Raw genomic sequence first — 20,516 nt, forward strand, 5'->3', positions numbered from 1 at the left:
CCATGAATTCGATGACCAACACTGCTTCAAGCGCCACGGCGCACTACCGGTTCAAGCCCTGGAATGTCGGGCGGATCGTCATCTGGTCGCTGTTTGCGATTGCCTTGATCGTTGCGCCCATGCTGTTTCGCAGCAGCCTGGCGCTGACCATGCTTTCGCAGATCGGCTACCTCATCATCATCTGCCTGTCCTACAACATGCTGCTGGGGCAAGGGGGCATGCTGAGCTTCGGCCATGCGGTCTACACCGGGCTCGGTTCGTTCATCGCCATACATGCGATGAACATGGCGGGCAAGGGCAGCTTCAACATTCCGCTGGTGCTCATCCCCATCGTGGGTGGCCTGGCCGGGGCGTTTTTTGCCATCCTGCTGGGTTTTGTCACTACCAAGAAGTCGGGCACCACGTTTGCCATGATCACGCTGGGTATTGGCGAGCTTGTGGCTTCGATGGCGCTGATGTTCCCCGAGTTCTTCGGGGGCGAAGGCGGCATCACCACCGATCGTGTCTACGGCCAGTCGTTCTTCGGCATCAGCTTCGGGCCAGCAATCCAGGTGTACTACCTGATTGCCGTGTACTGCTTCGTTTGCACGGCAGCGATGTTTGCGTTCACCGGCACCCCGCTGGGCCGCATCCTGAATGCCGTGCGCGACAACCCCGAGCGCGTGGAGTTCATCGGCTACAACACGCAGCGCGTGCGCTACTTTGCATTCATCATTGCGGGCTTCTTCGCGGGCGTCGGCGGTGGCCTGGCCACGATCAATTTCGAGATCGTGACGGGTGCCGACAGCCTGAACGTGGTGCGCTCGGGTGGCTACCTGCTGTTCACCTTCCTGGGCGGTGCCACCTTCTTCTTCGGTCCCATCATTGGTGCCGTGCTGCTGGTGCTGGCTTCTGTGCTGCTGTCCGAGCTGTCCAAGGCCTGGCTGCTGTACCTGGGCCTGGTGTTCCTGTTCATGGTGATGTATGCGCCCGGCGGCGTGGCCAGCCTGATCATGATGAACCTGCGCCTGGCCAAGTTTGGCAAGCTGCGCCAGCTCTGGACGTCGTACCTGGGCCTGGGCGGTACTGCCTTGGTGGGGGTGCTGGGCGCGGCCTGCATGATCGAGATGACTTACCACCTGCAGCTCAATGCAGCGCTGGGCTCCGAGCTGACGTTCCTGGGCGCAACGCTCAATGCCAAGGGCTTTGCCAGCTGGTTTGGTGCCATCTTCGTGATGGTGACGGGCTTTGGCCTCTTCGAGCTTTGCCGCCGCCAGTTTGTGCACCAGTGGGGCAAGATCCAGGAAGAAATAGAACATGAAATCAAGCGCGGGGAGGCGGTGTAACCATGGCGGCTGACAACGCAACATACGCGCTCGAACTGCGCGACCTGCGCAAGAGTTTTGGCAAGACGGAGATCATCCGTGGTGCCAACCTCGCGGTGGCCCCTGGCGAGCGGGTGGCCATCATCGGCCCCAATGGTGCTGGCAAGTCCACGCTGTTCAATCTGATCAGCGGACGCTTTGCGCCCACCAGCGGAGACGTGATCCTGAACGGCCAGCGCATCAATGGCATGGCGCCGTACGAGATCAATCGCCGGGGGTTGTCTCGCAGCTTCCAGATCACGAACATCTTCCCCAAGCTGAGCGTGTTCGAGAACCTGCGCTGTGGCGTGCTCTGGAGCATGGGCTACAAGTACACGTTCCTGCGTTTCCTGTCGAACCTGCACGATGCCAACGAGCGCGCCAAGCAGCTCATGGAGATGATCAAGCTCGACAAGAAGCGCGACACGCTGGCGATGAATCTCACCTACGCCGAGCAGCGCGCGCTGGAGATCGGCATCACCATCGCGGGCGGGGCCAACGTGATCCTGCTGGACGAACCCACAGCCGGCATGAGTAAGACCGAAACCACCCGCTTCATCCACCTCATCAAGGAGGTGACCGAGGGCCGCACGCTGCTCACGGTGGAGCACGACATGGGCGTGGTGTTTGGCCTGGCCGACAAGATTGCCGTGGTGGTGTATGGCGAAGTGATTGCTTTCGATACACCCGAAAAAGTGCGCGCCAACCAGCGCGTGCAGGAGGCCTATCTGGGCTCGGTCGTTGCAGACGAGCAAGGGGCGGGACACTGACATGCTGAAAATCGAGAATCTCCACGCCTACTACGGCAAAAGCCATGTGCTGCATGGCGTGACCTTTGACGTGCAACCCGGTGAAATCGTGGCCCTGCTGGGGCGCAACGGCTCGGGCCGCTCCACCACAGCCAAGGCCATCATGGGCCTGGTGGACTGGGAGGGCACACTGAACTGGAAGGGGCAGGCCCTCAACGGCAAGAAGGCCTACGAGATCGCCCACCTGGGGGTGGGCTACGTGCCGGAAAGCCGCGACGTGTTCCCCAACCTCACGGTGCACCAGAATCTGATGTTGGGCCAGAAGGGCAGCGGCAAGAACAGCCGCTGGTCGTTTGACGACATGTACGAGATGTTCCCGCGCCTTAAAGAGCGCCAGCACACCGAGGCGGGCGTGATGTCGGGTGGCGAGCAGCAGATGCTGACCCTTTGCCGCACGCTCATGGGTGACCCTGACCTCATCATCATCGACGAGCCCACCGAGGGTCTGGCTCCCAAGATCGTGGAGCTGGTGGGGCAGTACCTGCAGACCATCAAGTCGCGCGGCATTTCCGTGTTGCTGATCGAGCAGAAGCTGACCATCGCGATGAAGATCTCAGACCGCGCACTGGTGATGGGCCACGGCTCCATCGTGTTCCAGGGCACGCCGGACAGCCTGCGGGCCGACAACTACATCCGCAAGGAATGGCTTGAGGTGTGAAGCCCCCCTGAGTCGCCTGGCGGCGCCTTCCCCCCATGGGGGGGACGCCCCAGCGCGGCGGGGCGGCACTTGCGCGGGGGCGCTGACCTGCGGCGCGCCAGTTTCACCGACTGCGGTCATGGTGAAGCCTGAGAAGCTGCTCCCACGTCGATCTGCAGAGGTGCCCTGTCTTCGGTGGTGCCTCTTTTTTTTGCCTGTCGGAGTGTGCTCTTCAGCGAATGTCTGAAACCCCCTTGTCCCGCCCGGGACAAATTGACACGCCAAACTGGTTTGAAGTCTCTACAATAAAAACGCACGATCGTTCTTTTTCACTTTCCAAGGAACAACAGCACCATGACCGCTGAATACAAAGTCCACGGCTCCGTTGCCGTGATCACCATGGCCAACCCTCCCGTCAACGGACTCGGTCTGGCGACCCGCCAGGGCATCGTGGACGGCCTTGGCCGTGCCAATGCCGATGCAGCGGTCACGTCCATCGTGATCACCGGTGCCGGTGGTGCGTTCTCTGGCGGCGCCGACATCAAGGAGTTCGGCACCGACAAGTCGCTGCAAGAACCCAATCTGCTGTCGGTGATTGCCGCCATTGAAAACTCGGCCAAGCCCGTCGTGGCTGCCATGCACAGCGTCGCCATGGGCGGCGGGCTGGAGCTGGCCCTGGGCTGCCACTACCGCATTGCGGCGCCTGGCTGCTCGATTGCACTGCCAGAAGTCAAGCTGGGCCTGATCCCCGGCGCGGGCGGCACGCAGCGCCTGCCACGCGTGATTGGTGTCGAAGCTGCGCTCAACCTCATCGTGAGCGGCGAGCCGGTCAAGAGCGAAATGATCGGTGCCGTGCCCGGCCAGAAGCTGTTTGACAAGATGGCCGCTTCGGCCGAGTCGCTGGGCGCAGAAGCCCTGGCGTTTGCCCAGAGCGTGGCCGATGCCCGCCCGCTGCCCCTGGTGCGCAACTTCCCCTGCAAGCACCCCGAAGGCGACGCGTACTTCCAGTTCGCGCGCAACATGGTCAAGGGCATGGCCAAGAATTTCCCCGCGCCCGCCAAGTGCGTGGACGCGGTCGAAGCGGCCACCAAGAAGAAGTTTGCCGAAGGCATGCTGGTCGAGCGCGAGATCTTCATCAACCTGATGTGGACGCCCGAGTCGCGTGCATTGCGCCACCTGTTCATGGCCGAGCGTGCGGCGAGCAAAATCCCTGATGTCGCATCCGACACCCCCAAGCGCGACATCAAGCTGGTCGGTGTGATTGGCGCGGGCACCATGGGCGGCGGCATTTCCATGAACTTCCTGAACGCAGGCATCCCCGTCAAGATTCTGGAGATGAAGCAGGAAGCCCTGGATCGCGGCGTGGCCACGATCAAGAAGAACTACGAAGCCCAGGTCAAGAAGGGCAAGCTCAAGCAAGACAAGTACGAGCAGCGCATGGCCCTGTTGAGCACCACGCTGAGCTACGACGACTTCAAGGACTGCGACCTCATCATCGAAGCCGTGTTTGAAGAAATGGGCGTCAAGGAAGCCGTGTTCAAGCAACTCGACGCTGTGGCCAAGCCCGGCGCCATTCTGGCTTCTAACACCTCCACGCTGGACGTGGACAAGATCGCAGCGTTTACCAAGCGCCCGCAGGACGTGGTGGGCATGCACTTCTTCAGCCCCGCCAACGTGATGAAGTTGCTGGAAGTGGTGCGTGGCAAGGAGACCGCCAAGGACGTGCTGGCCACGGTGATGGCCATCGGCAAGAAGATCAAGAAGACCTCGGTGGTCTCTGGCGTGTGCGATGGCTTTATCGGCAACCGCATGATCGAGCAATACAGCCGCCAGGCTGGCTTCCTGCTGGACGAAGGCTGCACCCCCCAGCAGGTGGACAAGGCTGTCGAGAAGTTCGGTTTCGCCATGGGCCCGTTCCGCATGGGCGACCTGGCGGGCAACGACATTGGCTGGGCCATCCGCAAGCGCCGCTCCGTCGAACGTGCCGACATGAAGTACAGCCGCACCGCCGATAAGCTGTGTGAACTGGGCCGCTTCGGCCAGAAGACCGGCGCAGGCTGGTACGACTACCAGGCCGGCAAGCGCGACGCGATCCCGAGCGACCTGGTCAACAAGATGATCGAAGACCATCGCAAGGAGCTGGGCATCACGCCGCGCAAGATTTCGGACGAAGAAATCGTGCAGCGCCTGGTGTTCGCACTGGTCAACGAAGGCGCGCACATCCTGGAAGACGGCATTGCCAGCAAGTCCGGCGACATCGACATGGTGTACCTGACCGGCTACGGCTTCCCCATCCACCGTGGCGGCCCCATGCACTACGCCAGCGAAGTGGGTCTGTTCAACGTGGTGCAGGCCATGGACCGTTTTGCCAAGAACCCGCTGGATGACGCAGCGTTCTGGAAGCCCGCTCCGCTGCTGGCCAAGCTGGCCGCCGAAGGCAAGGCCTTCCAGTAAATAGCCGCGTGCACCCCTCTACAGAATCAAAGGAATTCACATGACCTCCGCAGTGATTGTTTCCACCGCCCGCACGCCGCTCGCCAAGAGCTGGAAGGGTTCGTTCAACATGACGCATGGCGCCACCCTGGGCGGCCATGCCGTGCAGCACGCCGTACAGCGCGCTGGTATCGATGGCGCTGACGTAGACGACGTCATCATGGGTTGTGCCACGCCCGAAGGCGCCACCGGCAGCAACATCGCGCGCCAGATCGCTCTGAAGGCAGGCCTGCCCATCACGGCTTCCGGCGTTACCGTCAACCGCTTCTGCTCCTCAGGCCTGCAGACCATTGCCATGGCCGCCCAGCGCATCATCGCTGGCGAAGCCGATGTGTTCGTGGCCGGTGGTGTCGAGAGCATCTCCTGCGTGCAGCAGGAGATGAACCTGCACATGATCCAGGACCTGGCCCTGGCCAAGCAAAAGCCCGAGATCTACTGGAGCATGCTGCAGACCGCCGAGCAGGTGGCCAAGCGCTACAACATCGGCCGCGAAGCCATGGACGAATATGGCGCGGGCAGCCAGCAAAAGGCCTGCGCTGCGCAGGCCAACGGCCTGTTTGACGCAGAAATCGCCCCCATCACGGTGACGGCCGGTGTGGCCGACAAGACGCTGGGCCTGATCACCAAGCAAGTGACGGTGAGCAAGGACGAAGGCACGCGCGAAGGCACGACGGTGGAGGCCATCAGTGGCCTGCGCTCGGCGCTGCCTGGCGGCCTGATCTCGGCCGGCAACGCCAGCCAGTTCTCAGACGGCGCCGGTGCCTGCGTGCTGACCAGCGAAGACTACGCCAGCAAGAAGGGCCTCAAGCCCCTGGGCCGTTTCCTCGGCTTTGCGGTGGCCGGTTGCGAGCCCGATGAAATGGGCATTGGCCCCGTGTTCGCCGTGCCAAAGGTGCTGAAGAAGCTGGGCCTGAAGGTGGAAGACATCGACCTGTGGGAGCTGAACGAAGCCTTTGCCGTGCAGGTGCTGTACTGCCGCGACAAGCTGGGCATTCCGGCTGACCGCCTGAACGTGAACGGCGGCGCCATCGCCCTGGGCCACCCCTATGGTGTGTCGGGCCAGCGCCTCACGGGCCATGCGCTCATCGAAGGCAAGCGCCGTGGCGCCAAGCGCGTGTGCGTGACCATGTGCATCGGCGGCGGCATGGGCGCTGCGGGCATTTTCGAGGTGTTCTGACCCCGGCGGCACCCGGGCTCGCCACCGGCAGGGCCTCGCCCGAGGTCTGTCCGGTGCGCGCAGGTGGTGTTCTGTACCGGATGTTCGCGGTCTGCCCTTTTTGGGTGTGAGGCCCCTGGTGGCCGGGTGACTGCGGCCAGGGGCCATGAGGGGAGGGGGAAGGACAACAGGCTACAAATTGTTGCCTTGTGGAATTCGGTCAGTGCCTGTGGGCAGTGGTTGCGCGGGCAGAATCCGGCGCGGTCGCCGCCCAGCGCGGTGCCCGGTCCACGGCTCCATTCCCTTCTTTCCCCACACGGTACCTCCCATGCGTTGCACGTCCTCCCTTCGCCTTGTTACTGCACTGTCCGCCCTCGCTGTGGCATGCAGTGCCCATGCCCAGAGCTTCAAGCTTCAGCTGCCGCTGGAGTCCGACCCGGACGTGGTGCTGCAGGAGGTGGTGGCCGATGCCAAGCAGACCCGCGTCACGCTGCTGGTGAAGAACAGCACCAACGAGGCCTTCGAGGCCTGCGCGCAGCCCACGGGCTCGCCGGACGCCTTCACCCTCAAGGACCTGGGCAGTGGCACGGTGCTGCAGCAGCAGTCCATTGGGGGGCTGACGCTGTGCAATGTGAAGATGGATGTGGTCAAACCCGGCCGCAGCAAGTTTCTGAAGATCACTTTCCCGCCGCTCCCCGCAGGTGCCACGCGCCTGCAACTGGGAGAGGCCAGCTGCCAGCCCAGGCCCGATTTGGACATGGAGTTCTGGTGTTTCAAGAACATCGTGCTGCCCGCACGCTGATCCTCGCGCAGAGCAGGAGGAGCCCGGGCATGCCAGCAACAAGGAGACCCCATGACCTTGCGTTCCACGCTCGATTTCCTGCTCTATGACTGGCTGGGTGCCGAGGCCCTTCCGGCCCGCACGCGCTTTGCCGACCATTCGCGTGAAACCTTCGATGCGGTGCTCGACACCTGCGAGCGCATCGCCCGCGAGAAATACGCCCCCTTCAACCGCACGGTAGACACCGAAGAGCCGCATTTCGACGGCGAAAAGGTCATCCTGCCCCAGGCGACGTATGAGGCCCGCAAGGCCTACGCAGAATCCGGCCTGCTGTCAGCCGCGCAGGACTACGAGATTGGCGGTATGCAGCTGCCCTACACGGTGGAGGCGGCGGCCAACAGCTTCTTTGCGGTGGCCTCCATCAGCATCGGCTCCAACCTGCTCACCTCGGGCAATGCCAACCTGCTGATGGCGCATGGCACGGCGCTGCAGAAAGAGGTGTTTGCACTCAATGAATTCAATGGCCGCTGGTCGGGCACCATGTGTTTGTCCGAACCCCAGGCGGGCTCGTCGCTGTCGGACGTTGCCACGCGGGCAGTGCCCGACGGGGCTGGTTTCGAATCCGACCCGCTGGGCCCGCGCTACCGCCTCACGGGCAACAAGATGTGGATCAGCTCGGGCGACCACGAGCTCACCGAGAACATCGTGCACCTGGTGCTGGCCAAGATCCCCGGGCCTGACGGCAAGCTGGTGCCCGGCACCAAGGGCATCTCGCTGTTCATCGTGCCCAAGAAGATGGTGGATTCCCAGGGCCAGCTCACCGGCGCGCGCAACGATGTGGCGCTGGCGGGCCTGAACCACAAGCTGGGCTGGCGTGGCACCACCAACACCTTGCTCAACTTTGGGGAAGGCAAGTTTCCGGTGGACGGCCAGGCAGGTGCCGTGGGCTACCTGGTGGGCCAGCCCGGCAAGGGCCTGCACTGCATGTTCCACATGATGAATGAGGCGCGCATCGGCATCGGCATGGCGGCCACCATGCTCGGCCTGGCGGGTTACTACGCCAGCCTGGACTACGCGAAGAACCGGCCGCAGGGCCGCCCGGTGCAGGGCCCCAAGGATGCGGCGGGCGCTGCGGCCGTGGTCAAGGACGCTGCCCAACCCCAGGTGCGCATCATCGAACACGCGGATGTGAAGCGCATGCTGCTGGCCCAGAAGTCGTATGGCGAAGGTGCGCTGGCGCTCAACCTGTTTTGCGCCAAGCTGGTGGACGAGCAGCACACGGGCGACGCTGCAGCCGCCGATGAAGCGCGCCTGCTGCTCGAAGTGCTCACGCCCATCGCCAAGAGCTGGCCCAGCGAGTTCTGCCTGGAGGCCAATTCACTGGCCATCCAGATCCACGGTGGCTACGGCTATACGCGCGACTTCCCGGTGGAGCAGTACTGGCGCGACAACCGCCTGAACATGATCCACGAGGGCACGCATGGCATCCAGGCCATGGACCTGCTGGGCCGCAAGGTGCTGATGGAAGGCGGGCGCGGCCTGCAACTGCTGGCCGGGCGCATCAACGCCACCATCGAACGTGCGATCCAGGTGCCCGCACTGGCGGCCCATGCCAACGCACTGGGCGCGGCGCTGCAGCAGGTGGGCGCGGCCACCAAGGCCGCCTGGGCCACGGGCCAGCCCGCCGATGCACTGGCCAATGCCGTGCCCTACATGCAGGCCTTTGGCCATACGGTGCTGGCCTGGGTGTGGCTGGACCTGGCCTTGGCCACGCTGGCAGATGATGCCGCACTGGCGCAGCCCGCCAGTGTGGGCCGCATGGGCTCCATGCGCTACTTCTTCCACTACGAGCTGCCCAAAATCGGCGCCTGGCTGCAGGTGGTGAGCACGCGCGATGCCACCTGCGCGAGCTTTCCCGAGGACGCTTTCTGACCATGGCTGCGCCCCATACATTGCAGCGACTGCACAAGCTGATCTGGGTGCTCATCTACGGCGGCCTGCTTACGCTGGTGCTGGGCCTGGCCACGGAGCGCAGCGATGCCGCCCTGGGCTGGAGCCTGGTGCTGGGCGGTGGCCTGGCGGCCGCCGCGGGCGTGGTGCTGATTGCCGTGCGCTCGCGCCTGAAAACAGACTGAGCTTGCTGCCGAAGTGGCGCCGAAGCTGTGCCAAAGTGGCGCCGACACCGGGGCGACACAATGGCCCCGCGTTGCGCCGCACAATGGCTGCTGCAAACACCGGCCCGGTTGACGATCGGCGCCGAGAATGTTCCGATAAACCCAAGGAGACGAGACACCATGACACGCACCATCCAACAACTGTTTGACCTGACCGGCAAGACCGCCCTTGTGACCGGTGGCTCGCGCGGCCTGGGCCTGCAACTGGCGCATGCGCTGGGCGAAGCAGGCGCCAAGATCATGCTCAGCTCGCGCAAGGCGTCCGACCTGGAAGAAGCCACCGCCGAGTTGCAGGCCGCAGGCATCGACGCCCGCTGGATCGCCGCCGACTGCGCGAACGAAGCCGACATCCGCCGCCTGGCCGATGAAACCCTGGAGCGCCTGGGCCATGTGGACATCCTCATCAACAACGCGGGTGCCGCCTGGGGCGCGCCCGCTGAAGACCACCCGGTGGAAGCCTGGGACAAGGTGATGAACCTGAACGTGCGCGGCTACTTCATCCTCAGCCAGCACATCGCCAAGCACAGCATGATTGGCCGCCGCAGCGGCAGCATCATCAACGTGGCGTCCATCGCCGGCCTGGGCGGCAACCCCAAGGGCATGAACACCATTGCCTACAACACCTCCAAGGGCGCAGTGATCAACTTCACGCGCGCGCTGGCCGCCGAATGGGGCGCGTACAACATCCGCGTCAATGCGATCTGCCCGGGCTTCTTCCCGAGCAAGATGACGGTGGGGACGCTCAAGGCGATGGGCGAGGAAGCGCTGGCTGCGCACGCTCCGCTGGGCCGCCTGGGCGATGACGAGGACTTGAAGGGCCTGTGCGCGCTGTACGCATCCGACGCGGGCAAACACATCACCGGCCAGTGGCTGGCGGTGGATGGGGGCGTGAGCATCGTTACGGGAGGATGATCATCCCCCTGAGGCGCTTTGCGCCTTCCCCCTTCTCTCGAATCGCTGCGCGTTTCGGGAAGGGGGACGCAGCCCTCGCTGCGGGGCGGCCCTTGCTAGGCTGCCCTGGTGGGGCCGCGCCAGTTTTGAGTTTGTGTACTGAGGACATGCCGTGAAAAGTTTTGGTGTCGAAATCCCTTTTGTCAGCCACCTCGGCTTCACGCTGCACCGCATGGAAGGTGGCGAGTCCGAGCTGCGCTACGAAGCCAAACCCGAGCACCTGAACTCGTTTGACGTGACCCATGGCGGTGCGTCGATGACCTTGCTGGATGTGACCATGGCCACGGCCGCGCGCAGCGAGACGCCGGACATGGGCGTGGTCACCATCGAGATGAAGACCAGCTTCATGCAACCCGCGCGTGGACCGCTCGTGGCCAAGGGGCGGCTCATCCACCGCACGGCCACCATGGCGTTTACCGAGGGAACGGTGTACGACGCGCAGGGCCGCATCTGCAGCCATGCCACGGGCACGTTCAAGTACGTGCGGCGCTTGCCGGTGGACAACCGCAGCACCAATGGGCTCAAGGTGATTTCCACCGATTGAGTCCTCCATTTTTGAATAAAAATGGCCGTTTCCGCGCAATGGATAAGCGCTTGTAGCTATTAAATTGATAGTAATTTCACTCTGAAGGAGCCTCTCATGCCACGCAACCAACAAATCGTTCTCGACAACCGCCCCCACGGCGAGGCCGTGGCCAGCAACTTCAAGCTGGTGGCGGTGGATACCCCCGAACTCAAGGACGGTGAAGTGCTGGTGCGCCACCACTTCCTGAGCCTGGACCCGTACATGCGCGGCCGCATGAACGAGAGCAAGAGCTATGCGGCGTCGCAGGCGCTGGGCGAAGTCATGATCGGCGGCACCGTGGGCGAGGTGGCCGAAAGCAAGCACCCCAAGTACGCCGTGGGCGACAAGGTGGTGGGCATGGGCGGCTGGCAGGAGTACAGCGTGGTCAATGCCGAGCAGCCCGGCGCGCTGCGCAAGGTCGATACGACCCATGTGCCGCTGTCGCACTACCTGGGCGCCGTGGGCATGCCGGGCGTGACGGCCTGGTACGGCCTGGTCAAGATCATTGCCCCCAAGGCGGGTGACACCGTGGTGGTGAGCGCTGCCACCGGCGCCGTGGGCAGCGCCTTTGCCGCCTTGGCCAAGGCCCGGGGTTGCCGCGCGGTGGGCATTGCGGGTGGGGCCGACAAGTGCAAATACGCCGTGGACGAACTGGGCTTTGACGCCTGCATCGACTACAAGGAACACAGCGATGTCAAAGCCATGTCCAAGGCCTTGAAGGAAGCCTGCCCCAACGGCATCGACGGCTACTTCGAGAACGTGGGCGGCTGGATCATGGACGCCGTGATGCTGCGCATGAACGCCTTCAGCCGCGTGGCCCTGTGCGGGATGATCGCGGGCTACGACGGTGCACCGCTGCCCATGGCCAACCCTGCGCTCATGCTCATCAACCGCATGAAGATCGAAGGCTTCATCGTCAGCGAACACATGGAAGTCTGGCCCGAGGCGCTGAAGGAGCTGGGCACCCTGGTGGGCACCGGCAAGCTGCGCCCGCGCGAAACGGTTGCCCATGGCATTGCCGCCGCGCCCGAAGCCTTCCTGGGCCTGCTCAAGGGCAAGAACTTTGGCAAGCAACTGGTCAAGCTGATCTGATGATGCTGACGTGGACCTGGGCCCGCTTTGAAGACCTGGGCGTGCACGCCCTGCACGATGCGCTGGCGCTGCGCTGCAAGGTGTTCATCCTGGAGCAGGGCCCCTACCAGGACCCGGACGGGGCGGACAAGCAGTCCTACCACCTGCTGGGATACGACGAGGCCGGGGTGGCGCAGGCCTGTCTGCGCGTGGTGGACCCGGGCGTGAACTACCCCGAGCCCTCCATTGGCCGCGTCGTCACCGCCAAGGAAGCGCGAGGCAACGGCACGGGCAGGGCGTTGATGCAAGAGGGCATTGCCCGCTGCGCCCAGGCCTGGCCCGGCCGGGGCATCCGCATCAGCGCGCAGGCCCATCTGCAGGGCTTCTACGGCAGCCTGGGCTTTGAGGCCGTGTCCGACGAATACCTGGAAGACGATATCCCGCACGTTGAAATGCTGAGGCGGGGTGACAGCCCCGCCGCCTGAGGAGCCGCCATGACCGCTGCCAGTCTTGCCGCCACCCATGACGTGTTCAACCAGAGCACGCCCTGGGCCGATGCCAACCTCTTCACCACCAACCAGCCCTTGCAGGACGCGTTGCGCCTGCATGCCCCCGACCTGCCGCTGGCGGGCCTGACGGCGCTGGGTGCGGAGATGGGCTCGGCCGAGATGCAGGCCCATGCGCGGCTGGCCAACACTTACAAGCCGCAGCTGCGCACACACGACCGCTTTGGCCATCGCACGGATGTGCTTGAGTTCCACCCCAGCTACCACGCCCTCATCGGCGCCGCGCTGCGCCACGGCCTGCATGCCACGTCCTGGTCGCGCCAGGACACGGGCCACGCGCACATCGAGCGGGCCGCAGGCTTCATGTTGTTCACCGAAGCCGAACCCTCGGTGCTGTGCCCCGTGTCGATGAGCTACGCCGTCACCCCGGCATTGCGAGGCAATTCAGCGGTATGGGCGGATTGGAGCAAGGGATTGGCGAGCACGCAGTACGACCCGCGCCTGGCGCTGTTCTCGCAGAAATCCGCGCTCACCATGGGCATGGGCATGACCGAGAAGCAGGGCGGATCGGACGTGCGTGCCAACACCACGCAGGCGGTGCCCGATGGCAGCGACGCCTGGGGCCCGCGTTACCGCATCACCGGCCACAAATGGTTCTTCTCGGCACCCATGTGCGATGCGTTCCTAATCCTTGCGCAGGCGCCCGGCGGGCTCACCTGCTTTTTCCTGCCGCGTGTGCTGCCAGATGACACGGTCAATGCGATCCGCATCCAGCGCCTGAAAGACAAGCTGGGCAACCACGCCAACGCCAGCTCCGAGGTCGAGTTCATCGGCGCCACGGCCTGGCGCGTGGGCGAGGAGGGCCGGGGCGTGGCGCAGATCCTGGAGATGGGCACCATGACGCGCCTGGACTGCGCCCTGGGCACCAGCGGCCTCATGCGCCAGGCGCTGGGCATTGCGCTGCACCACACGCGCCAGCGCTCGGCGTTTGGCAAGAAGCTCATCGAGCAGCCACTCATGCGCAACGTGCTGGCCGATCTGGCGCTGGAAAGCGAAGCGGCCACCGCCTTGTCCCTGCGGCTTGCCAGCGCCTTCGACAAGAAGGACACGAACGAGCATGAAGCGGTAATAGCCCGCCTGCTCACGCCCGTCGCCAAGTTCTGGGTTTGCAAGCGCGGCAGCGCGTTTGCGCAAGAGGCCATGGAATGCCTGGGCGGCAACGGCTATGTGGAAGAGGGCGGTGAAGGCACCATGGCCCGCATCTACCGCGAGATGCCGCTCAACTCCATCTGGGAAGGCGCGGGCAACATCATGGCGCTGGATTTGCTGCGCGCCGTGCGCCGTGCCGACACGGCTGCGGCCCTGGCCGACGAGCTGGCCCCCGCACGCGGCGCCCACCCCGCGCTCGACCGCATGGCCAGCGCGCTGCCGCTGCGTGTGGACGCCATGACCACTGAGGCCGAGGCCCGCCGCCTGGCGCAGGACGTGGCCCTGGCCGTGCAGGCCGCGCTGCTGTACCGCAGCGCGCCCAGCGCCGTGTTCAGCGCGTTCTGCGATTCGCGCCTGGGTGGTGACTGGGGCTACAGCTTTGGCACGTTGGGTGCGGGCGTGGACCTGGACGCCATCCTGGCCCGCGCACTTCCGGCCTGACTCACCCCACAGAATTTGCGGAGAACCCCATGTCCCACCTGATCCTGCACCACTACCCCTCGTCCCCGTTCTCCGAAAAAATCCGGCTCGCGCTGGGCTACAAGCAGCTGGCCTGGAAGTCCGTGATCATCCCCAGCATCATGCCCAAGCCCGACGTGGTGGCGCTCACGGGTGGCTACCGCAAGACGCCGTTCTTGCAGATCGGTGCGGACATCTATTGCGACTCCGCCTTGATCTGCGATGTGCTGGAGCACGAGCAGCCCGAGCCGGTGCTCTACCCACCGCACCTCAAGGGCGTGTCGCGCGTGTTTGCGCAGTGGGCCGACACCACGCTGTTCTGGGCCGCCATGGCCTACAACCTGCAGCCCAAGGGCGCCGCCGCCATGTTTGCCAACCTGCCACCCGCTGCTGCCCAGGCCTTTGGTGAAGACCGCCGCGAGATGAGCGCGGGCATGCAGCGCCTGCGCCCGGCCGATGCGACTGCGGCCTACCGCTCGTACCTGCGCCGCATCGCCCACATGGCCGAAGAACACGACTTTCTGTTTGGCGCCGAGCCCTGCCTGGCCGACTTTGCGGCCTACCACCCGCTGTGGTTCACGCGCCAGTGCGTGCCGGTGATGGCCGACATCTTTGCCGCCACGCCCGCCGTGCTGGAGTGGATGGACCGCATGGCCGCCCTGGGCCATGGCCGCATGGAAAAGTTCAGCGCGCAAGACGCCGTCACCGTGGCTGCGGGCATGGACCCTCTGCCCCTGATGGACGACCTGTTCCAGGACGAACACGGCATCCCGCTGGGCAGCCATGTGGCCATTGCCGCCGAGAGCTTTGGCACCGAACCCACCGAGGGCGAACTCATCGCCGCCACCCGCACCCGCTACACCCTGCGCCGCACCGACCCGCGTGCAGGCACTGTGCATGTGCATTTCCCCCGCATTGGCTATGTTTTAAGAGCATCCCCCTGAGCGGCTGCGCCGCTTCCCCCTTCTCTCGAATTGCTGACGCAATTCGGGAAGAGGGACGACGCCCTCACTGCGGGGCGGCTCTTGCTCGGCGGCTCTGGCCTGTGCACCGCCAGTTTTGACCGACGCTGTAAAAACCAACGATATCAAGGAGACAAAAAACATGATCGACAACTTTGCCGGCAAAACCGCCGTACTCACCGGCGCAGGCTCGGGCTTCGGCCTCGAATGCGCGCGCATCGGCGCGCGCCTGGGCATGAACCTGGTGCTGGTCGATGTGCAGCAGGACGCACTCGACGCCGCTGCCGCCGAGGCGCAGGCTGCAGGCGTGCAGGTGCTGGCGCGCAAGGTGGATGTATCGAACGCTGCGCAGATGGAACAGCTGGCGGCCGACGTGCTGCAGCGCTTTGGCGCGCCGCACCTGGTCTTCAACAACGCGGGCGTGGGCGCGGGCGGCCTGGTGTGGGAGAACTCGGTCAAAGACTGGGAATGGGTGCTGGGCGTGAACCTGTGGGGCGTGGTGCACGGCGTGCGCCTGTTCACGCCCATGATGTTGGCAGCGGCCAAGGCCGACCCCGCCTGGCGCGGCCACATCGTCAACACCGCCAGCATGGCGGGCCTGGTCGATGCGCCCAACATGGGTGTCTACAACGTGAGCAAGCACGCGGTGGTGAGCCTGTCGGAGACGCTGCACCAGGATTTGTCGCTGGTCACCGACCAGGTCACGGCCAGCGTGTTGTGCCCCTTCTTTGTGCCCACCGGCATCAGCCAGAGCCACCGCAACCGCCCGCAGGACATGGCGGCCGGCAAGCCCACCAAGAGCCAGCTCATCGGCCAGGCCATGAACGACAAGGCCGTGGCCAGCGGCAAGGTCACGGCGGCCGACGTGGCGCAGAAGGTGTTCGACGCTGCCGCGCAAGGCCAGTTCTACATCTACAGCCACCCCAAGGCCATCGCCTCGGTGCAGACGCGCATGGAAGATGTCATGCTGGGCCGCAACCCCACCGACCCGTTTGCAGGCAAGCCCGAGGTGGGCGCGCAGCTGCGTGCGGCTTTGAGGGCTGAATAGGCGCTCTCCGCGCTATCCATATGCTTTTGTTGCTATTAAATATATAGCATATGTCATTGCAGGCACCCACCACCTCCGGGGAACAGGGCGCAGCCAGCGGCTATGCCCTGTTCCCCACGGCCATCGGCCACTGTGGCATGGCCTGGCAGGGGGCGCTGCTGGTGGGCGTGCAACTGCCCGAGGACGCGGGCGAGACCCAGACGCTAGCCCGCATGCAGCGTCGGTTTCCGCAACTGGCCGAATGCACGATGCCACCCCCGGTGGCCGCCTGGGCCGCGCGCGTGGCGGCTCTGCTGCGGGGGGCACACGACGATTTGTGTGACGTGCCCCTTGCCCTCGACACCGTGCCGCCCTTCAACGCCCGCGTATACGAACTGGCCCGTCGCATCCCGCCCGGCAAGACCATGACCTATGGCGAAATGGCCGCAGCACTGGGCGAACCCGGCGCCGCCCGCGCCGTGGGCCAGGCGCTGGGCCACAACCCGTTTGCTCCCGTGGTGCCTTGCCACCGCATCCTGGCGGCCAATGGCCGGGCGGGCGGTTTCTCGGCCGGTGGTGGTGCGGCCACCAAGATGCGCATGCTCGACATCGAGGGCGCTTTCGCCCACGAGACCCTGGCGCTGTTCGCGCCCAGAGGCTGATGCTGACCCTGCCGGGCAGGGGCGGTGCAGGGAAGTTCCGTAGTTTCCGCTGCGCGAGGCAGGTGTTACATTCAAAACAGAGATTTCAGAAGGCACCATCCGCTGCAGAGCTGCGCGACGACAGCTGGGGCGGTGCAACCCGTTCGACGCATTCCCAGTACCCGACGAGGACCCCACCGCATGTCATCGGAACGCGAGCGACTCACCCGCATGCTCTTTGACGAGTACATCGCGATGTACGCCGCGCGCGACCTGCGGCTGCTGGACCGCTTCAGCGAGAACTTCAGCGGCTTCTCGGGCAGCAGCGACAGGCTGGTGAAGACCCGCGCCGATTGGGTGGAGACCACGCGGCAGGATTTTTTGCAGGTGCCCCAGCCCATCGTGATCGAGATGATGGACCTGTTCACCCAGGACCTGGGCGCAGACCTGCTGGCCGCCACCGCCTTCTTCCACATCCACCTGCCCATCCCCGACGCACTTTTTGCCCGCGAAACCGCGCGCAAGGTTGTACTGTTCCGCCGCGAGGCCGGTGCGGGCCAGGACTCTGGCGACTGGAAGATCGTGCATGTGAGTGTCTCTATCCCCTACGGCACCGCCCAGGGCGACGAGGTCTACCCCATCGAAGAGCTGCGCCAGCACAACCGTGAGCTGGAGGCACTGGTGGCCGAGCGCACCCAGGCCCTGGCCCAGGTCAACCACCGCCTGGAGCTGCTGAGCAATACCGATGGCCTCACCGGCATTGCCAACCGCCGCCATTTCGACGACGCCCTGGCGCGCGAATGGGCGCGGGCCCAGCGGGCGGCCGCGCCGCTGGCGCTCATCCTGCTGGATGTGGACGTGTTCAAGCACTTCAACGACCACTACGGCCACCTGGCGGGGGACGCCTGCCTGCGCACCCTGGCCACCACGCTGGCGCAGGTGGGCGCGCGGCGCGAGGGCGAACTGGCCGCACGTTTTGGTGGCGAGGAGTTTGTGGTGCTGCTGCCCGGCGCCGACCTGGCCGCCGCCGCCGAGGTGGCGCGCCATGTGCAAGAGGCCATCCACCAACTGGCGCTGCCCCACGAGGGCGCGCCCCACGGCATCGTCACCGTGAGCTTTGGCGTGGCCAGCCTGCAGCCCCAGCGCGACCAGTTGCCCGAAGAGCTGGTGCGCCGCGCCGACCGCGCCATGTACCGCGCCAAACAGGGTGGGCGCAACCGCATCGAGCTGGCGCCTGCGTGATGCGCTGGCGCCTCTTGACGCCTCTTTGCACTCACAGAGCGGGCTCAGCCCGAACGGTATTGAATCATTGAGTGCGAATCCGTAAGCCGCGTTTGGGCTCCGAATCCGTGCAGCTAGCAGTGCCTACTGCGCCCCCAGCTTCACGACCTCTTCCGCCACCCCCCGCACCGTCAGCGGCGCGCAGCCCTCGGCATGGTTGCTGATGGTCACCAGCGCGTTTTGCCCCCGGCCCGTGATGCCCGCAATCACTGCCGCCAGCGCCGCCCGCGTCTCCAGGTCCGGGTGGTGCAGCCGGTCGTAGGGTTCGTACAGCCGCTCTGCTTCTTCGTAGCCATAGGGCCCATGCACCGGGTTCAGGTTCCAGCGGCACACCACGGGCCCGGGCCACAGTGCGCGCAGCATGGGCAGCTGGGCCTGCAGCGGTGGCATCTTGGCGTGCAGGCCCAGGCAGTAGGTGGCGCCCGCCTCGCGCAGCACGGCGGCAAAGTCTGGGGTCAGCCATTCGGGGTCGCGCACCTCCACCGCAATCACCCCATCGGGCGCCGTGGGCGCGAGTGCGGGCAGGGCGAGCAGCATGGTGCGCAGGCGCTCCAGCAGCATCGGCATGCGGTCCAGCTGTGCCAGCGGCAGCGGGCTGAGCTGGAACACCAGCGCGCCCAGCTTGTGCCCCAGGCCCTGCAGAGCGGGCTCCACACACTCGCTGCGCGCCAGCTCGGGGCTCAAGAACGCCGGGTTGGGCTGGCGGCCCCGGCCATCCTCGCTGCGCACCAGCGCATCTGTCACCACGCTGGGCGCCTTCACCACAAACCGGAAGTCGTCGGGCACCTGTGACGCATAGCGTTCGAACTGGCTCACCGTGAGCGGGCGGTAAAAGCTGCGGTCAATGCTCACCGTGCGCATCAGCGGGTGCTGCGCGTACACGGCCAAGCCTTGTTTGGAGAGTTGCGCGTCGGAATGCTCGCCCTCCCACACCAGCCCTTTCCATCCCGGGTAGGTCCAGGACGACGTGCCCAGGCGCAGCCGCTCAGGCAAGGCAGCCGCCAGGGTTGTCAGCGCATCGTCGCAAGCGATGGGGGCCACCGTGCCAGACCGAGGGCGCCGTGCAGGGGGGGCTTCCTTTGGGGCCGGGCGTTGAGAGAGAGGCGCCTGCGCTGCAGCCCCCTCCGCTGAGGGCTTGGGCAACGCGTCACCAAAAAGATCGTCTTGCATGCGCAGTCAATCAGCCATGGGGCCGGGGAGGGCGTAGCCAGTGGGCCTGCTACGAACCGCCAAACAACCCGCTCTCGTCCAGCAGGTCAAACGTGATCTGCGGCTGCGCATCCATGCTCTTCTTGATGGCCGCCGGAATGGCCTGCCGCGTCTTGCGGCACAGCCCCGGCTGCTCATGCACCAGGATCGCAATGCCCCGCAGGCTGCGCACCTCGTGCGGGCTTTGGGTGATCGACAGGCGGATGCCCAACTGCTGCTCCATGCGTTCCTGCATCTTGCGCAGGTCCGCCAGGCTGGCCAGGTTTTCGAGCCGGTCCAGCATCTTTTTTTCTTCGGTGCGCGTGAGCATCAGTATGCGCACATCCCCGCCCGGTGTTTGCATCAGCGCATCCCGGTCGCACACGCAGGTGCCTGGGGGGCATTCGGTGCGGATGGGGAAGGGGAGGGCGGGCATGGTGCGGTGTGGGCTGCAGAGGAGTGCAGTGCATTCTAGGGAGTCGGGCGAGCTGGTATGGAACTAAGGAGCGAAGGGGCAACAGCGGGTAGGGTTTCGCGGATTGCTGCGGTGTGCAGGGTGAGAGATACACAACATTACAACTCAGCGGACCTGGTTCTATTGACCGGTTGCTGAAGGTTTCCATACAGTGCGCCGCACACCGAGATGGAATGCCAATGACGCCAGGGACCCTCTGCACGACTCACCGCACCGCGTGTATTTGCGGTCTCGGGCGGTCTGCGGCGTTGCAAATACTCGCAATAGCTACGGCTACTGCTGCGTTTTTCGCCTTGCAGCCCCTCTCGATCCGCAGCGCAAACTTACCGCTCGATTCGTGTAGAGAATCCCTGGGCGGTCTCAAATCTGAAGTGCAACACCGCTGGTTGATATTCAATGAATGGTAGCGGAGCTCTTCTCAGCAATGGTCGTCATGAATTGCTGGAAAGCCTGATAGGGAGAATCCCAGCCGAGCGTCTGGCGAGGACGGTTGTTCATCAGATCGGCCATGGAGTCCAGCGCATCCTGGTCATGCACGCTCAGGTCTGAGCCCTTGGGCATGAGCTGGCGCAGCAGCCCATTCGTATTCTCACAACTGCCTTTTTGCCAAGGGCTGTGCGGATCACAAAAGTACACCCGCATGCCAAGGGCTTGGGCGAGTTCCTTGTGCCGGGCCATCTCCTTGCCCTGGTCGTAGGTGAGCGTCTGGCGCATCGGCTGTGCAATCTGGCGCAGCTTGTTGGTGAACGCGGCCAGCGCACTGTCTGCGGATGCGTCAGGCATCTTGC

Annotated in this window: 20 protein-coding genes; 17 read left to right on the forward strand and 3 right to left on the reverse strand. The window is 64.9% G+C overall.

Annotated features, from left to right (window positions below):
• Window positions 1-2 precede the first annotated feature (2 nt).
• The 17 genes from ACYZGB_RS17530 (at window position 3) to ACYZGB_RS17610 (ending at window position 18,026) form a co-directional block, all read left to right on the forward strand.
• Window positions 3-1,325: a branched-chain amino acid ABC transporter permease gene (locus tag ACYZGB_RS17530; RefSeq protein ID WP_462390125.1), complete on the forward strand. Its 1,323-nt coding sequence runs from the start codon at window positions 3-5 to the stop codon at window positions 1,323-1,325.
• Window positions 1,326-1,327: 2 nt separating this feature from the next.
• A complete protein-coding gene (locus tag ACYZGB_RS17535; protein ID WP_063460508.1) occupies window positions 1,328-2,113 on the forward strand; it encodes an ABC transporter ATP-binding protein in 786 nt (261 codons plus the stop codon).
• A 1-nt stretch (window position 2,114) separates the two neighbouring features.
• Window positions 2,115-2,810: an ABC transporter ATP-binding protein gene (locus ACYZGB_RS17540; protein WP_462390128.1), complete on the forward strand. Its 696-nt coding sequence runs from the start codon at window positions 2,115-2,117 to the stop codon at window positions 2,808-2,810.
• Between the two features lie 333 nt (window positions 2,811-3,143).
• On the forward strand, window positions 3,144-5,243 hold the full coding sequence (locus ACYZGB_RS17545; protein WP_462390129.1) for a 3-hydroxyacyl-CoA dehydrogenase NAD-binding domain-containing protein: 2,100 nt from the start codon (window positions 3,144-3,146) through the stop codon (window positions 5,241-5,243).
• Between the two features lie 40 nt (window positions 5,244-5,283).
• The gene (locus ACYZGB_RS17550) at window positions 5,284-6,459 is read left to right on the forward strand and encodes an acetyl-CoA C-acyltransferase (protein WP_063460505.1); all 1,176 of its coding nucleotides are present in this window, start codon (window positions 5,284-5,286) and stop codon (window positions 6,457-6,459) included.
• 307 nt (window positions 6,460-6,766) lie between these two features.
• A complete protein-coding gene (locus ACYZGB_RS17555; RefSeq protein ID WP_462390130.1) occupies window positions 6,767-7,240 on the forward strand; it encodes a hypothetical protein in 474 nt (157 codons plus the stop codon).
• A gap of 51 nt (window positions 7,241-7,291) precedes the next feature.
• Complete coding sequence (locus ACYZGB_RS17560; RefSeq protein ID WP_462390132.1) at window positions 7,292-9,151, forward strand: acyl-CoA dehydrogenase; 1,860 nt, start codon at window positions 7,292-7,294, stop codon at window positions 9,149-9,151.
• A gap of 2 nt (window positions 9,152-9,153) precedes the next feature.
• Window positions 9,154-9,354 carry a hypothetical protein gene (locus ACYZGB_RS17565; RefSeq protein ID WP_462390133.1) on the forward strand — a complete coding sequence of 67 codons (201 nt, stop codon included), beginning with the start codon at window positions 9,154-9,156 and terminating at the stop codon, window positions 9,352-9,354.
• A gap of 159 nt (window positions 9,355-9,513) precedes the next feature.
• Window positions 9,514-10,305, forward strand: coding sequence for an SDR family oxidoreductase (locus ACYZGB_RS17570; RefSeq protein WP_462390135.1), 792 nt, complete (start codon window positions 9,514-9,516; stop codon window positions 10,303-10,305).
• Window positions 10,306-10,456: 151 nt separating this feature from the next.
• The gene (locus ACYZGB_RS17575) at window positions 10,457-10,888 is read left to right on the forward strand and encodes a PaaI family thioesterase (RefSeq protein ID WP_108617928.1); all 432 of its coding nucleotides are present in this window, start codon (window positions 10,457-10,459) and stop codon (window positions 10,886-10,888) included.
• Window positions 10,889-10,984: 96 nt separating this feature from the next.
• Window positions 10,985-12,001 (forward strand): NADP-dependent oxidoreductase, encoded by a 1,017-nt coding sequence (locus ACYZGB_RS17580; protein WP_462390136.1) that lies wholly within the window; start codon window positions 10,985-10,987, stop codon window positions 11,999-12,001.
• Entirely contained in the window at window positions 12,001-12,465 is a 465-nt protein-coding gene (locus tag ACYZGB_RS17585) for a GNAT family N-acetyltransferase (protein WP_462390138.1), read from the forward strand. The genes ACYZGB_RS17580 and ACYZGB_RS17585 overlap by 1 nt, the downstream gene beginning before the upstream one ends.
• A gap of 9 nt (window positions 12,466-12,474) precedes the next feature.
• Window positions 12,475-14,136, forward strand: a complete 1,662-nt coding sequence (locus ACYZGB_RS17590) for an isovaleryl-CoA dehydrogenase (protein ID WP_462390140.1) — start codon at window positions 12,475-12,477, stop codon at window positions 14,134-14,136.
• Window positions 14,137-14,165: 29 nt separating this feature from the next.
• Complete coding sequence (locus ACYZGB_RS17595) at window positions 14,166-15,098, forward strand: glutathione S-transferase family protein (RefSeq protein WP_462390142.1); 933 nt, start codon at window positions 14,166-14,168, stop codon at window positions 15,096-15,098.
• Window positions 15,099-15,258: 160 nt separating this feature from the next.
• Window positions 15,259-16,164, forward strand: coding sequence for an SDR family oxidoreductase (locus tag ACYZGB_RS17600; RefSeq protein ID WP_462390144.1), 906 nt, complete (start codon window positions 15,259-15,261; stop codon window positions 16,162-16,164).
• A gap of 50 nt (window positions 16,165-16,214) precedes the next feature.
• Complete coding sequence (locus ACYZGB_RS17605; RefSeq protein ID WP_462390146.1) at window positions 16,215-16,805, forward strand: methylated-DNA--[protein]-cysteine S-methyltransferase; 591 nt, start codon at window positions 16,215-16,217, stop codon at window positions 16,803-16,805.
• Window positions 16,806-16,985: 180 nt separating this feature from the next.
• A complete protein-coding gene (locus ACYZGB_RS17610) occupies window positions 16,986-18,026 on the forward strand; it encodes a GGDEF domain-containing protein (protein WP_462390147.1) in 1,041 nt (346 codons plus the stop codon).
• A gap of 123 nt (window positions 18,027-18,149) precedes the next feature.
• Here ACYZGB_RS17610 and ACYZGB_RS17615 read toward each other — a convergent pair whose 3' ends face one another.
• The 3 genes from ACYZGB_RS17615 to ACYZGB_RS17625 all read right to left on the reverse strand — a co-directional run.
• Window positions 18,150-19,235, reverse strand: coding sequence for a DUF72 domain-containing protein (locus ACYZGB_RS17615; protein ID WP_462390149.1), 1,086 nt, complete (start codon window positions 19,233-19,235; stop codon window positions 18,150-18,152).
• A gap of 49 nt (window positions 19,236-19,284) precedes the next feature.
• Window positions 19,285-19,689 carry a hypothetical protein gene (locus tag ACYZGB_RS17620; RefSeq protein ID WP_462390151.1) on the reverse strand — a complete coding sequence of 135 codons (405 nt, stop codon included), beginning with the start codon at window positions 19,687-19,689 and terminating at the stop codon, window positions 19,285-19,287.
• A 432-nt stretch (window positions 19,690-20,121) separates the two neighbouring features.
• Window positions 20,122-20,516 (reverse strand): IS30 family transposase (locus ACYZGB_RS17625; protein WP_462390153.1); only part of this gene is annotated, 395 nt, incomplete at its 5' end.

It is taken from the genome of Acidovorax sp. Q11, from assembly GCF_054950075.1.